Genomic DNA, 14,620 nt, shown 5'->3' with positions numbered 1-14,620 from the left:
TTGGTGATAACTCCTAAAAGTGGAAATTTTAAAGGTGGTTAATAAGTATCTTTAAAAGCTTGTACTGCTAGTATAAAAAGCATAAAAGGGTATCAATAAGATATTATTAGAGTTTATGCTTGTAAAATCCTTCCTGAAATATTACAAAAATTGTATGATACGATGAACCTGTGAAAAATGGAAAATAATCTTAGGAGGTTTTGATATGAATAAAAAGGTCCTTTTAACGATGGCGGCTGCTGCTGCAGTTGTGATGGCCAATCCAACATTAAATAAAGCAGAAGCTGCTACGAATACACCTGTAGTGCAGGAAAAGGTCTATGTGTACCAAGGAACAAATATAAATGAGATTAATAGCATAATAGAAAAATATCTTGCTAGTTTTGGTATCACAATGCCCGAAAAGCAGCAAGTCCAGACACAACCACAACAACCAGCACCAATAAAGCAGCCTGTTCAGACAACAGCTCCACAACCAGAGCAGCAACAGCCTGTGACAGAAACACAACCCGCCACAACAACACAAACCACAAGTGCTTTAAGTGCTTATGAACAAAAGGTGGTGGACCTAACCAATCAAGAGCGTGCCAAAAATGGTTTAGCTGCGCTTAAAGTTGATGTAACACTTAGCAAAATGGCACGTGAAAAATCTAGAGATATGTCTGCAAATGGCTACTTTAGCCATACAAGCCCAACATACGGTTCTCCTTTTGACATGATGAAACAGTATGGAATTTCGTATCGTTACGCCGGTGAGAATATTGCTATGGGACAGCGAACTCCAGAGGAAGTAGTCAAAGGATGGATGAATAGTGAGGGTCACCGCAAGAACATTCTTAGCCCGAACTTCAACTATATTGGTGTTGGCTACGTCTCACAAGGTAATTATTGGACGCAGGAGTTTATTGGCAGATAAGTCGACTAATCAGAAATTTTTATAATTTGAATGGCTTGGGGGTACTTTCCCTCAGGCCATTTTTGCGTAAACAGTAAACTTTCAATAACTTAATTTAGAGAAAGAAGTTCGTTGAACGCAACTGGCTTCCTTTATTTGTGAGACAGATAGTTTTATGTGAATTGTGAAAGTTTTCCCAACTTTTCATCTGATTTTTCATCCTTTAGGCCTGAAACTAATCGCATAAATCACCCTCTACATCAAGGTCTGGAAAAGAGTAACAGTCTAAAAGTAACTAAATATTGTCCCAATAGGTGCTCAAAGGAATTAGGATTATGATAGTAGTGAAGCAACTTTCTAAAAATATTAATAAATTAATACCCGGCAGTATTTTCCTTAAAGGAACAGCGATCACAGTACAATATGCGGAGGTACCTTTATTCAAGGAACAGGGTATTAAAAGAATAGGGGTTTTATTATGCGCTTTTATTTGTGCTCGAAATGTATGCAGTATGCTGAGGATACTTCGGGTGAGTGGGTTAATGGTGAATTTTACTGTGTGAATTGTGCTCCACATAATTACGAAGTTGATGAAGGCGAAAAATAGAAAATAAACAGGCTGGTTTGACTTTTCAGAAGTTATTAGACAAAATATGCGAAAGTATACTAAATAAACGTTTAATTAAAATTTCGTTCTGCCTCTCTATCATAGGAAAATTAGCTTATTTCCTAGAAAATATTTTGTCGATTAGGATCTGCACTATTTTCTATTTATCTACAATCAGAGCCATAAAATTTGCTTACTCCAATAATGGATCTAAATATTTGAATAATTATGGGGAAATCTCAGTATTTAAAGACATTTACTTTATTTTCATAATTTAATGTCGAAATACGTAAAGTAAATAACAATAAATCGACATGTCCCTGTAATTCCTTTGAAACAACCCTCTGGTAACCTATCATTAAAATGCTGATTTTGATTAGGAGACCATGAAATGAAAAGGAAAAAAAGAAGAAGGCTCAAATGGCGAAATATAATAGGGTTGTTATTATTTATTATACTGATTGCTGGTGGCCTTTACGGATTTACAATCTATAATTCTTTTAATAAAGCAGTAGCAACTATGCATGAACCGCTCGAAGACAAGCAAAGTAAAGAGAAGCAGCCTGAAGCATTAAAAAAGAAAGAACCGTTTTCTGTTTTAATGCTTGGTGTTGATGAGCGTGAAGGAGATAGTGGACGTTCTGACACGATGATTGTGTTATCAGTGAACCCAAACAATAATTCTGTAAAAATGCTGAGTATCCCAAGAGATACAATGACAGAGATTGTCGGTAAGGGGAAAGAAGATAAAATCAACCACGCCTTTGCATTTGGCGGTGTTCCAATGGCGGTAGATACGGTGGAGCACTTCCTTGATATTCCCATTGATTATTATGTGAAAATTAATATGGAAGGTTTTAAAGATATTGTAGATACCGTTGGCGGAATTGAAGTCGAAAATGATCTTGCTTTTAGCGTAGAGAAAATTAATTTTCCTGTTGGTCAGATTCATCTGAATGGTGAGGAGGCATTAGCTTTTATCCGAATGCGATACGATGATCCGAATGGAGATTTTGGCCGTCAGGAACGTCAACGCCAGGTGATTCAAGCCGTAATCAAAGAGGGTGCAAGCATTTCTAGCTTATCGAAAGCGCCAGATCTCTTTCAAGCAATTGGCAGCAATGTCAAAACGAATCTTACCTTTAAGGAAATGGTTAACATTCAAAAGAATTATAAAGGTGCTGGAAAAAATATTGAGCAGCTGACCATTCAATCAGACGGAAAATTGATTGATAATATCTATTATGGAATTGTTACAATAGCAGAACAACGGCGTATACAGGATGAATTGAAAGCCCAATTAGAAATGAATAGTGATAGCTGATTTTATAAGCAATTAAAGGACTGGCGGTATCATACCCAGTCCTTTTCTAGTTCTCACCTGAATCGTCAACTTTATAAAAGAAGGTTTTTATTATCCGAAATAGAAATAGTTTAAATACCTTTTAAATGGAGATGAAAGATATGTATATACCAAAACATTTTACGATTAATAATGATGAAGTCATCTATGATATTATTGAAAAAAATAGCTTTGCTACCTTGTTTTCGCAGCATAATGGAGAACCTTACGCGACTCATCTGCCACTTCAGTTGAATAAAGAAGAAGGTTTTTTATATGGCCATTTTGCCAGGCAGAACCAGCAGTGGAAGGATTGTGTGGGACAGAATGTTCTTGTAATCTTTCAAGGTCCGCACTGCTATATTTCACCATCATGGTATGAGACCAACGAAGCAGTACCAACTTGGAATTATCTTGCTATACACGTTTATGGGGAGTTGGAGATTGTCGAAGAAGAGAAGGAAGTATTTGAATCATTGATAGACATGGTAAATAAATATGAAAAACCAGATAGCTCCTATCAATTAGAGAATGTTGATGAAAATTTTATTATGGGCATGAGTCAGGGGATTGTCGGTTTTAAGATCAATATTAAAAAGATTGAAGGGAAAGCCAAATTAAGTCAAAATCATCCAACAGCAAGGCAAGAACTAATTATTAAGGAATTAGAAAAAAGTACAGATCAAAATGATATACATATTGCACAACTGATGAAGAGAAATATTAAAAATAGTAAGGGTTGACCGTGTGTTCTGTTTTTCGCTTAGCATAATTTAACTAATAAATGGAAAAGCTACCATCATAAAAAATACAGTTTGGTGGGATTTTCTACTATGAAAGTATTTGAACTAATCCAAGATATTTTTCAACCATTTATGGATGGCGAAAAGAGACCTTTAAATGTGATGGAGGTTTCAAATCTATGGTTTTTTCTATTAGGTACTGAAACGACCATGCGTAATGAAGAAATCGGCATCAATACTGCTCAAGATCCGGAATTAAAACAACTGTTAAAAGATATAAAGGAAACCGTTCATATTCCGATTAGAGATGAGCTTAAAGAGTTTCTTAGGAAAGAAGGGGTCCCCTTTCCTCAAACAACACCTGAAAAACCAGTTGGTGATTTTAAGACTATCCCCGAGGGTGCTAAATTAAATGATGAAGAATTAGCTAATTTAATGTCCTATAATCTTACTATGGGGGTTAATTATGCTTCAAGAGGTCTTACTGAATCAATTCGGGCCGATGTTGGTTTAATTTTTTCAAAAATTATGTTGAGGAAAACAGCAGCTGGTTTAACTGTAAAACAGTATTTAGATCGCCATGAGTGGCTTCGTATTCCTCCTTATTATAAAGCATAGATTGTAAACAGTATTTTTAAGTCGCAGAAAGTAAATGCGGCTTTTTTATTTTAAAAAAGGCTTAAGGGGTACCGTCATTGCTAGCAAAATAATTTAACTTTTCCCTACTAATGCAAATATTGCTAAAATAATAGATAGAGTTAAAAGTGGGGGTTATGATGTGCATACTCAGCGTTTTAAGTTTAAATTAAGCACAGTCATCATTTTCTTCGTTTGTTTAGTAGTACTTGTATCATTAATGATTACAGATTTATTGATTAGTAATACGGTTAGTGAAAATATACAAAAACATCAGGAAGAGAAGGCGAGGATGGTTTCAAGGTCAATTGCAACCTCGCATATTGTCATCGAAGCGTTGGAGGACGGACGCAAGACAAATGAGATTCAGGATTATACGAAAGATATTCAAGCTGCTACTGATATGATGTTTATAGTGGTTATGGATATGAATGGGATACGCAAGTCGCATCCGAATCCAGATCAAATCGGGAAACATTTTGTAGGCGGTGATGAAAAGGAAGCACTCAAAGGGAGAGAGTATGTGTCAAGCTCCAATGGGACCTTAGGTAAATCCTTAAGAGCCTTTACACCCATCTACAATGTGATTGGTGAGCAGATTGGTGTGGCTGCAGTCGGGATTGCATTGGAAAGTGTAAAAGCCGCTCTAGGAAAAAGCCATCGGAGTATTCTTACGGTTACCATATTAGGTTTACTTGTAGGTATCATTGGTGCTGTTTTACTAGCGAAGTATATTAAAAGAATCCTATTTGGTCTTGAGCCTTTTGCGATCGCCAAAATTTTTGTGGAACGTAGTACCATGCTTCAATCTGTGCATGAGGGGATCATTGCGGTTGATAATGAACAAACCATTACACTGGTTAATCGATCAGCAAGACAAATTTTTAAAAAGGCGGGGCTTTCGAAGGACCCGGTTGGAATGAAGGTCCATGAGTTTCTGCAGTCAACCAGACTAGATCAAGTTTTGGAAAAGGGAAAACCTGAACTGGATGAGGAACAAATCATTAACGGAGTTTCCATCCTAGTGAATCGAGTTCCACTTATTGTAAAGGGCGAGGTGGTTGGGGCCATATCAACCTTCAGGGATAAGACCGATGTTAATCAATTGGCCGAGCAATTAACGGGTGTAAAAACCTATGCGGAAGCACTCCGTGCCCAGTCCCATGAATTTATGAATCGTCTGCATGTAATTCTAGGGATGGTACAAATGAAATGTTACGATGAATTATCTGATTATATTCGAGCGATAGTCGGTCACCACAACCAAGAGCTTGGAAACATGGCACAATCTATTAAAGACCCTGCACTAGCTGGTTTTCTTATGGGGAAATTAAGTTATGCGAGGGAAGAACGAGTGGCGTTTAACATTGAAGTTCATTCGGTCATCCCTGAGCCGGCGAGCCCTAAAATGACCCATGAGCTAATCACCATTCTTGGTAATTTAATAGATAATGCGATAGAGGCTATGGCAGATTCTATCGATAAAACACTAGATGTTAACCTACAGTATTCGGGAAAGTTTTTAACAATGGAGGTAATGGATTCAGGACCCGGAATTCCTAATGAGATTCAAAGGAACGTACTTGAAAAAGGGTATTCCACAAAAGGAGAAAATCGTGGTTATGGCCTTTATCTCGTGACAAAAAGCATTGAAAACTTAGGCGGAGAAATGACCATTGATTCTAAATCGTTGCTTGGAACAGAGATTCATATAACCATTCCATATGAGGTTAAGGGGGAAAGTCATGATTAAGGTTCTGATAGTCGAAGATGATCCAATGGTAGCCGAATTTAACAAACGCTATCTTAAAGAGATAAGTGGATTTAGTTTAGCTGGCATTGTTCATAACGTGAAGGACGCCCAAGAGTTTCTAGAAAAAGAACAGGTTGACCTCCTTTTACTTGATGTCTATATGCCCGGTATGAATGGGCTCGAACTGCTTCAATCTATCAGGGAGAGTAAGATAGCGGTCGATGTCATTCTCATCACAGCGGCAGCAGATACAGAAAAAATTCAGAAAGCCTTAAGGCTTGGAGTAGCAGATTATTTAATCAAACCATTTGAGTTTGAGCGGTTTAGTCAGGCAATGGAGAAATATAAAAATAAATCTGCCTTATTTGAAGAAAAACAAGTACTTAAGCAGGAAGATTTAGATGAAAGAATTCTTCATGGTGAACAGAGGCCTTCAGAGGATTTAACACAGACTTTGCCTAAAGGATTAACTCAAAGCACGCTGCAGAATATTATTAATGTGATTATATCAAAGGAAGGAACCATTTTTTCAACGGACGACATTGCAGAAAGTACATATATTTCCAGAGTGTCTGTACGAAAATATTTGAAATATCTAACCCAGATAGGAATTCTTGAAGAGTCGTTAACCTACGGAATTGGCAGACCGGTTTATTTTTACACATTTAAAAAGGACAAATTAAATCAAGTATCTATGTATCTATAAAAAAGTGGCAATCGCCACTTTCAGGCTGTCGAGAATGTCCTCGACGGCCACTTTTATTTAACAATGTGCGGCGGTTTTCTTATATAGATGGGGCGTACGATTGTACTCAAGGCCCCGGATTGAGGACAAATCCTGTTGCCAGAGCTTCCGATTTGTCCTCAATCCCCCGGATTGAGGACGAATCTTTCTGTCAGAGCTTCCGATTTGTCCTCAAGGCCCTGGATTGAGGACAAATCTTTCTGTCAGAGCTTTCGATTTGTCCTCAAGACCCTAGATTGAGGACGAATCTTCTGCCAGAGCTTCCGATTTGTCCTCAAGCCTCTGGAATGAGGACGAATCTTTCTACCAGAGCCTCTAATTTGTACTCAATCAGTAGCATGTACAATACTTAATAAAAATTGGCTTTTTCAGACTCAGAAAAAATAAAAATTCCCTTTCTCGACAATCTAAAGTGGCAGTCGCACTTTTTTAATTATCAAGAATAGAGGGTTACACCAACCAAACCTGAAAGTAGTAAAACATAAACTGGATTCCAACGGAGTTTTAATAAAGCAAATAGGGATAGTCCAAAGATGATGACTAAGCTAATCGAACGGAAGGATAGATTGATGGAAACCAGGTTATTGGCTAATGCAAATTTAATGGCTGCAAAGATAATTAAACTCGTTACTAAAGGTTTTAAGCCATAAAACATTTTCTCAACCACTGGGTTATGGTGCAACCTTACAAAAAAACCGGCAACACAAATTACCAAGATTAACGAAGGAAATAAAATGGCGAAAGTAGATACAAACGCACCGCTTATGCCTGCCGCTGTATATCCGATGAGAATGGCACTATTGGCAGCAATAGGTCCTGGAGACATTCCGGCAATTGCAATAATATTCGTCAACTGTTCAGAAGACATCCATCCATACTTTGTTATCGCTGATTCAATAATAGGGATCATCGCATAACCACCGCCGAATGAGACAAATCCCATTATAAAAAAGGTTTGAAAAAGCTGTAACAACACCATTCCGTTCACCACCTTTTTCTAAATACCCGCACCCATGTAATATTCAGGGTCATTGGCTGGGTCTTCTTCTTTACTCTTCTTCATTTCAATCATATAGCCTAATTTCGTCTTAATGGAAACAATGATGTATCCCGTAATAGCCCCAAGAAGGATGGCAACAATGGGATGGATAAAAAACAATGCTGGTACACCAGCGGCCATTATAAAAAATGTGGTCTTATCAAATATAGCTGTTTTTGCTATTTTAATAGCGGCATACACAATGATCGCTACAATCGTAACGCGGATGGATACAAAGGCTGCTTCTAGCTTTGGATTGTCATCTATGTAAAAATACGAGATACCTAAAGAAAGTACAATTAAAAAAGTTGGAAGCGAAACGCCAATCATAGCGGCAAAAGCTCCTCTAATCCCGCCAATTTTATGCCCGATAAAGGTTGCTGAATTCACGGCCACCGCACCTGGAACTGTTTGAGATAAGGCAATGACATCCGTAATCTCTTCTGTTGTTAACCATTTTCTCTTTTCTACAATCTCTTTTATGATTAAGGGAATCATCGCAAATCCCCCGCCAAACGTAACAGGACTGATCTTAAAAAACGTCCAAAAAATCCTCCATACCAATTTCCATTCAACAGTCATAAAAATCCTTCTCCCATATAAAACTTAAGAAAGCGTGCCCTTCTATGTATATTGCACCATATATAAAGGTACCAAAAGAAAGAAGATGGGTAAATGGCAACAAATGTAATTTGGTGATAGTAATTTGGTTAATTTGGTTAATTTGGTGACAGGCACCACTCGTGGACACTGTCCACCTCAGGCGGACAGTGAGGGGAATAAAAAAATGTGAGCCGGGCGGCTCACATTTTGTAGGTTTAGGCTGTGATTTGTTTTTTGTTGGAGATCTCTTGGAGTGGTTTGAATTCGCCTTCTGTTTTGGAGATGACGACGGTGGCTACTCCGTTTCCGATTAGGTTTGTGATGGCGCGTGCTTCTGACATGAAACGGTCAACTCCAAGGATAAGCGCCATTCCTTCTACAGGTATAGAAGGGAATACAGCTAGAGTGGCTGCAAGTGTTACGAAACCAGACCCTGTGACACCTGCCGCTCCTTTTGAAGTCAACATTAGGATGGTAAGAAGTGTGATTTGCTGCCAAATACTAAGGTCGACCCCGTATGCCTGAGCGATGAATAATGCGGCCATTGAGAGATATATAGAAGTTCCATCAAGGTTAAAGGAATAACCAGTTGGAAGCACCAATCCTACTACAGACTTTGAACATCCGTATTTTTCAAGCTTTTCCATCATTTTTGGCAGAGCGGCTTCAGAGGATGAAGTTCCGACAACCAAAAGGATTTCTTCTTTAATAAAGGCTATGAATTTGAAGATACTGAAACCAAATAATTTAGCAATACCGCCTAGAACAAAAACAATAAATAAGGCCATTGTTATATAAACGGAGCCCATTAATTTGCCAAGGTAGAATAGTGATTCAACTCCAAATTCTCCAATCGTGTAGGCCATAGCACCAAATGCAGCAAATGGAGAAACTTTCATAATGATATTAACAATTCCAAAGAATACCTCAGCTGTTTTTTCAAAAAACTCTAAAACAGGTTTTCCGTCTTTGCCCAAATGTGCTAAAGAAGCCCCGAACAAGATCGCTAATAGAAGTACCGGTAATAATTCCCCATTTGCAAAAGCACCGATAAAGCTGTCAGGAATGATGGATACGACAAATTCCATAAACCCGTGACTAGTTTCGGCTGCCTTTTCTGTGTATTGGGAGATATCGCCTTTGCCTGCCTCTGCGTCAATCCCTTTTCCTGCCTTGATTATATTGGCGACAATAATTCCGATGGCTAGTGCGATGGTAGATACAATTTCAAAATAAAGCAATGCCTTCCCGCCGATTTTTCCAACTTTCTTTAAATCTCCCATACCTGCAATTCCAATAACAATGGTAAGGAAAATAATTGGAGCAATCACCATTTTTACTAGTTTAATAAAAATATCTGCAATCACCTTTAGTTGTGAGCCAATCTCAGGAAAAACAAACCCGACTGAAATACCAAGAAGAATTCCCAGAATTACCTGTGTGGTGAGACTCTTAAAATTAATTTTCATCTACATGCCTCCTATTCATAATTTTTGAAAACGATATCATTTTATTGAATTATCAATATATTACAATTTTGTGAACAACTAAAATAGTTTATAATACTTTTTAAATTGTTTTGTAATTAAAGTAAGTAAGATAATAGGGGGGAGGTTCCATGAAAAATCGTTTTAACTACTGTTAAAGCAGTTGAATGGTAATACCTGAATTGCTGTAATGGAGAATGTCAGCAGAAGGAAAAAAGAGATTGTAAAATTAAAAGATAGACTTTCGGCTGTAAGCAACTTAAACACTCTTTTTAAATCACATATCAAATTATGTATTATTCAAATATAGAGTTTTTCAAATCACAGCGGGTTAAAGGAGGCTTCCCATGTCATTTAGTGTAAGTGATCAACTTAAAATAACATTATTTGATGTTAAGAAAATCCAATATAAAAAAAGGGTAATTTTTGATTACATTCAATCTTGTTGCACCATTGCCTATATAAAAAAAGGTGAGGTCATCACAACCCTTGATGGAAAAGAGTATATTGCTCAAACTGGTGATATCATGGTCCACAGGCCAAACATGCCATTTAATGTGATATCCAAAACCGATGGCATCCACTATCTGTTTAACATTGACTTAAAGGTTATGGAGGAAGTTGACTTTTTTAGTCTTTACCCACTTGGGAAAGTTGTTAAAGTTCGGGACCCAGTTCTTTATGAAAAAATGTTTGATGAATTGCGAGTGATTTGGCTGCAGGAGACAAATGAATATAGAACCGTTCAATCTAGTTTTCTTGCATTTTCTTTAATACATGAAATCATCGAGAGCTCAAAGATGGGAGGGCGCCGCTCCCCGAATGAAGATTATATTACCGACCGTTTTAATAATGTTCTTCAATACATAGAAGAGCATTTAGCAGAAAATATTACACGCGAGGATTTAGCGAAAATTTATCACATGAATCCGGTTTACTTTAGCCGTGCCTTTAAGGAAATCTATGGACTTACCCCCATGAAAATGGTAAAAAAACTTCGATTACTGCAATCAAGAAGGCTGCTTGAAGCAACCGAACTTACAATTGAAGAAATATCCCTAAATTGCGGTTTTTGCGATGCATCCCACTTTAATCATACTTTTCGAAGTGCCTATAAGACCTCGCCAAGTCACTACCGGAAAAGTATCAAAAATACAAAAAGAGGCTTCATCCCTACATGGTCTGATTCCTAGAAATTTACTATCATTGTAACCAATTAGCGAAAGCCTTTCTTGTTACCGTTTCGTAATACCTGTCGTTAGGATTTTTTTTATTCCTAAGGATAGAAGAGTGTTGGTTTTATAAACAAGTAAATTAGAAGGAAGGTAGGGAGAACAACACACTTACAATCGGTTCATGGGTTCAGAGCTAAAGACTATGGGAAGAGGGATGGATTTGAAGAAAATCGCATATAAGGTTGTACTGTTCTTACTATGTTTTTCAACATTGTTAAATGGTAATGCCTTTGCAAACGATTTCAACAATGTGAATGAAACCAATGGGAATGCCGATGAAACCAGAACCTTTTATGTAGACGCTACAAACGGTAATGACTCAAATGATGGACGATCAGAACAAACACCCTGGAAATCTCTAGAAAAAGTAAACGCATCTACCTTTTCACCTGGGGATAGAATTTTATTAAAGTCCGGGGAAAGATGGAAAGGTTCCTTGCACCCGCTCGGTTCTGGTACGCAAGGAAAACCGATTGTCCTGGATATGTACGGTACAGGGGCAAAACCTTTAATTGAGGGTCAGGGAGTCCCTTATGTAATTGGATTGTATAACCAAGAACATTGGAGTATTGGTAATATCGAAATTACAAACTCAACATCGGAACAGGGAACAGATGTTAGAAGTGGTGTTGAAATTATCGGTGAGGATTATAAGGCAGGCGGAACAACGGACTTGGAGAATATTGCCGTATTAAGCGGTATCCATCTTCATAATCTTTATATTCATGACATTAACGGCCTCCATAAAAAAGGGGTATATGGCAGTGGAGGAATTAATGTATTGGTAAGACGTAATCAGGAGGCAAAGCCACATCGTGTGACGAAGTTCGATGGTGTCCTAATCGAAAATAATAAGATTGAAAATGTCACTCGTACAGGAATTATGGTCAATTCCGCATGGAACCATCGCGAACAGCAAGGAGGTCCGGTTGTTGACCCAACCATTCCGTGGACACCAGCTACAAACGTAGTGATTCGTGGGAATGAGGTTTTACATGTAAGTGGTGATGGGATTGTCCCTCATATTACGACACATGCCCTTGTTGAGTACAATCGGGTTCATGGCTATAACGAAAAAAAGGTAGATTATAATGCCGGAATGTGGACCTATAATGGTGATTACACGGTTTATCAGTTTAACGAGGTATCAGGAGGTAAGACAATAAAAGATGGTATGTCATTTGATTATGACAATGGAACAAAAGGGATTATTTTTCAGTACAACTATAGTCACGATAATGAGGGCGGCACCGTACTAATCTGTCAGAATGAACAAAATGGCTCTGTATCTGATGGTATCTTCCGGTACAACATCAGTCAGAATGACCATTACCAAACGATAACGGTATGCAGCGGCAGCAACTACGAAAATATGCAGTTTTATAATAATGTTTTCTATGTTGGACCGGGGATTAATAATACGATGCTAATTGATGACAATGGTAATGCTCCGGCTGGTGACGGCGAGGCGATTTTTAAAAACAATATTTTCTATAATCTTGGCACAGGAGGTTATCAGAAAAAAGCTACCTGGACCTATGATAGCAATGTATTTTACGGGAACAATATTCCAACTAGCTCTATCATTCCAGATTCTAAGATGATTACAGCTAATCCTGAATTTATAAATCCTGGTAAGTCGACAGGGTTGGATGATTTAGCGGGATATCAATTAAAAGCTTATTCACCAGCTATTAATACAGGTGCAGTGCTATTTGAAAATGGCGGCAGGGATTATTGGGGCAATCCCCTTTATTTCGAAGCACCGGACCGGGGTGCCTTTGAATTACAAGCAATGAAAGAAGCACCGCCTGTGAATGATGATTTGAATAATCTAGCCTTTGGGAAATCACCGATATCCGGCAGCTATATTCAAAATTCATTGCTGGCAACAGATGGAATGTCTAATGATCCGACTCAAACCACCGCTTTGGACAAAGGATTGCAATATATACAATTTGATCTTGGCGGAACATTTACCTTAAATCGTATGAAATTATGGCATTATTTTGGAACAGCACGCACCTACAAAGATGTCGTTGTACAGGTTTCGAATACACCTGACTTTTCGAGCGGTGTAACGACAGTATTTAATAATGACAATGACAATAGCGCAGGATTTGGTGTAGGAACGGATTCAGAGTATGTCGAGACGGCGGTCGGCAAGGAAATCATATTTCAGCCTGTGGAAGGACGTTATGTCCGCTTCTGGTCAAATGGAAATAATCATAATGCTTTTAACCATTATGTAGAAGTGAAAGTCTACGGTATGAGCATGACTCCAACGAATGTAGCATTAGGAAAGACATCTGTGTCTGGTGGTATCTTACAAAATCCTGCGCGGATTACGGATGGACTATCAAACAACTCAAGTCAGTTTGCTGGACTCGGTCAGGGACTTCAATATTTAAAGCTTGATCTTGGGGATATTTATGAGTTAAACAGTATCAAGCTATGGCACTTTTATGGCGACGGAAGAACTTATAAAGATGTCATTGTACAAATTTCCAATACTGCAGACTTCTCCAGCGGAGTTACGACAGTCTTCAATAATGATCTGGATAATAGTGCAAAGCAGGGAATAGGGACGGATTCAGAATATGCGGAGGCCGCAACCGGGAAAATAATGAACTTTGAACCCGTTCAAGGCCGTTATGTTCGTCTTTGGTCTAATGGCAGTTACGGAAATGTTTGGAATCATTATGTAGAAGTAGAAGTCTATGGTCTTCCTGTCGATGTAGATTTAACAGCGCCTGTTACAATTGACAATGCAGCTGCTGGCTGGAAAAATCAACCACAAACTGTAATCCTGACGGCAACGGACGAAGGAAAGGGTGTTGAACAAACTTTCTACAGTTTAGATAATGGTCCTTTCTATGTGGGGTCAATCATTGCCATTTCTGAAGAAGGTGTTCATTCCTTACGATATTTCAGTACTGACAAAAATGGAAACAGAGAAGGAGTAAAATCTACAGAAGTAAAAATTGATTTGACAGGACCAGAGATCACTTCTAAAGGTACACTACAGGTACTTCAAACAGAGTCTGCTGTTATAGACTTTGCTGTTACCGATAATTTAAGTGGTGTGGAAGAATTCAGCATTAAAATGGATGGACAGATACTTGAAGCTAAAACAACATTGGACCCACTAACACTAGCAGCTGGCAAACATGTTATCTCTGTCAGAGCAGTCGACAAGGCAGGAAATGTAACGACAACAGAATTTATTTTGGATGTAGGAGTTCATATCTCCCTTCTTGATGATGTACTGACTATGGGATTTGAAAAAGGGTTTATTGACCAAAACGGCATTCTTAATAGTCTGCTTGTAAAGGTAAGAAAAGCCCAAGAGGGTTATACGAATCAATCATCCTTCCTAAACACATTAAACTCGCTTGAAAACGAAATACACGCACAATCAGGAAAACACATTCATGAATCATTTGCAGCCTTGCTTCTTGATGATCTTCTATTTATTAAGGAGCAAAATTAATAAGGAATAGATATTGACTGGAAAGAGAAGCTGAAGATTCAT

Annotated in this window: 11 protein-coding genes; 8 read left to right on the top strand and 3 right to left on the bottom strand. The window is 38.1% G+C overall.

Going from position 1 to position 14,620, the window contains the following annotated elements:
• Positions 1-205: 205 nt before the first annotated feature.
• The 6 genes from BANA01_RS18210 to BANA01_RS18180 all read left to right on the top strand — a co-directional run bounded on the left by BANA01_RS18210 (position 206) and on the right by BANA01_RS18180 (position 6,682).
• Positions 206-916, top strand: coding sequence for a CAP domain-containing protein (locus BANA01_RS18210; RefSeq protein WP_063254232.1), 711 nt, complete (start codon positions 206-208; stop codon positions 914-916).
• A gap of 977 nt (positions 917-1,893) precedes the next feature.
• The gene (locus BANA01_RS18200; protein WP_063254230.1) at positions 1,894-2,826 is read left to right on the top strand and encodes an LCP family glycopolymer transferase; all 933 of its coding nucleotides are present in this window, start codon (positions 1,894-1,896) and stop codon (positions 2,824-2,826) included.
• Between the two features lie 140 nt (positions 2,827-2,966).
• Entirely contained in the window at positions 2,967-3,587 is a 621-nt protein-coding gene (locus BANA01_RS18195) for an FMN-binding negative transcriptional regulator (protein WP_034674339.1), read from the top strand.
• A gap of 90 nt (positions 3,588-3,677) precedes the next feature.
• Positions 3,678-4,205, top strand: a complete 528-nt coding sequence (locus BANA01_RS18190) for a DUF3231 family protein (RefSeq protein ID WP_034674341.1) — start codon at positions 3,678-3,680, stop codon at positions 4,203-4,205.
• Positions 4,206-4,365: 160 nt separating this feature from the next.
• A complete protein-coding gene (dcuS, locus tag BANA01_RS18185; protein WP_034674343.1) occupies positions 4,366-5,976 on the top strand; it encodes a DcuS/MalK family sensor histidine kinase in 1,611 nt (536 codons plus the stop codon).
• Positions 5,969-6,682 (top strand): response regulator, encoded by a 714-nt coding sequence (locus BANA01_RS18180; RefSeq protein WP_034674344.1) that lies wholly within the window; start codon positions 5,969-5,971, stop codon positions 6,680-6,682. The genes dcuS and BANA01_RS18180 overlap by 8 nt, the downstream gene beginning before the upstream one ends.
• Positions 6,683-7,157: 475 nt before the next feature.
• Here the strand turns inward: BANA01_RS18180 and BANA01_RS18175 are convergent, their stop codons facing one another.
• From BANA01_RS18175 to BANA01_RS18165, 3 genes are all read right to left on the bottom strand, one after another.
• On the bottom strand, positions 7,158-7,700 hold the full coding sequence (locus tag BANA01_RS18175) for a chromate transporter (protein WP_034674346.1): 543 nt from the start codon (positions 7,698-7,700) through the stop codon (positions 7,158-7,160).
• An 18-nt stretch (positions 7,701-7,718) separates the two neighbouring features.
• Positions 7,719-8,342 (bottom strand): chromate transporter, encoded by a 624-nt coding sequence (locus tag BANA01_RS18170; protein ID WP_034674348.1) that lies wholly within the window; start codon positions 8,340-8,342, stop codon positions 7,719-7,721.
• 236 nt (positions 8,343-8,578) lie between these two features.
• Positions 8,579-9,832: a dicarboxylate/amino acid:cation symporter gene (locus BANA01_RS18165; protein WP_034674350.1), complete on the bottom strand. Its 1,254-nt coding sequence runs from the start codon at positions 9,830-9,832 to the stop codon at positions 8,579-8,581.
• 365 nt (positions 9,833-10,197) lie between these two features.
• Here BANA01_RS18165 and BANA01_RS18160 point away from each other — a divergent pair, with 365 nt between their 5' ends.
• On the top strand, positions 10,198-11,043 hold the full coding sequence (locus BANA01_RS18160; RefSeq protein WP_052106331.1) for an AraC family transcriptional regulator: 846 nt from the start codon (positions 10,198-10,200) through the stop codon (positions 11,041-11,043).
• Positions 11,044-11,206: 163 nt separating this feature from the next.
• On the top strand, positions 11,207-14,578 hold the full coding sequence (locus BANA01_RS18155; protein WP_052106332.1) for a discoidin domain-containing protein: 3,372 nt from the start codon (positions 11,207-11,209) through the stop codon (positions 14,576-14,578).
• The last annotated feature ends 42 nt before the right edge of the window (positions 14,579-14,620 follow it).

It is taken from the genome of Neobacillus niacini NBRC 15566, assembly GCF_001591505.1.
In the GTDB taxonomy this organism is placed as follows: Bacteria; Bacillota; Bacilli; order Bacillales; family Cytobacillaceae; genus Neobacillus; species Neobacillus niacini.
Note: the sequence above shows the minus strand (reverse complement) of the source record. Positions and strands in the feature narration are given on the sequence as shown.

Coding starts and splice junctions, on each gene's coding strand:
- BANA01_RS18195 (WP_034674339.1), top strand. CDS start 2,967: ATGTATATACCAAAACATTTTACGATTAATAATGATGAAGTCATCTAT.
- BANA01_RS18180 (WP_034674344.1), top strand. CDS start 5,969: ATGATTAAGGTTCTGATAGTCGAAGATGATCCAATGGTAGCCGAATTT.
- BANA01_RS18210 (WP_063254232.1), top strand. CDS start 206: ATGAATAAAAAGGTCCTTTTAACGATGGCGGCTGCTGCTGCAGTTGTG.
- BANA01_RS18175 (WP_034674346.1), bottom strand. CDS start 7,700: ATGGTGTTGTTACAGCTTTTTCAAACCTTTTTTATAATGGGATTTGTC.
- BANA01_RS18190 (WP_034674341.1), top strand. CDS start 3,678: ATGAAAGTATTTGAACTAATCCAAGATATTTTTCAACCATTTATGGAT.
- BANA01_RS18155 (WP_052106332.1), top strand. CDS start 11,207: ATGGGTTCAGAGCTAAAGACTATGGGAAGAGGGATGGATTTGAAGAAA.
- BANA01_RS18165 (WP_034674350.1), bottom strand. CDS start 9,832: ATGAAAATTAATTTTAAGAGTCTCACCACACAGGTAATTCTGGGAATT.
- BANA01_RS18170 (WP_034674348.1), bottom strand. CDS start 8,342: ATGACTGTTGAATGGAAATTGGTATGGAGGATTTTTTGGACGTTTTTT.
- BANA01_RS18200 (WP_063254230.1), top strand. CDS start 1,894: ATGAAAAGGAAAAAAAGAAGAAGGCTCAAATGGCGAAATATAATAGGG.
- BANA01_RS18160 (WP_052106331.1), top strand. CDS start 10,198: ATGTCATTTAGTGTAAGTGATCAACTTAAAATAACATTATTTGATGTT.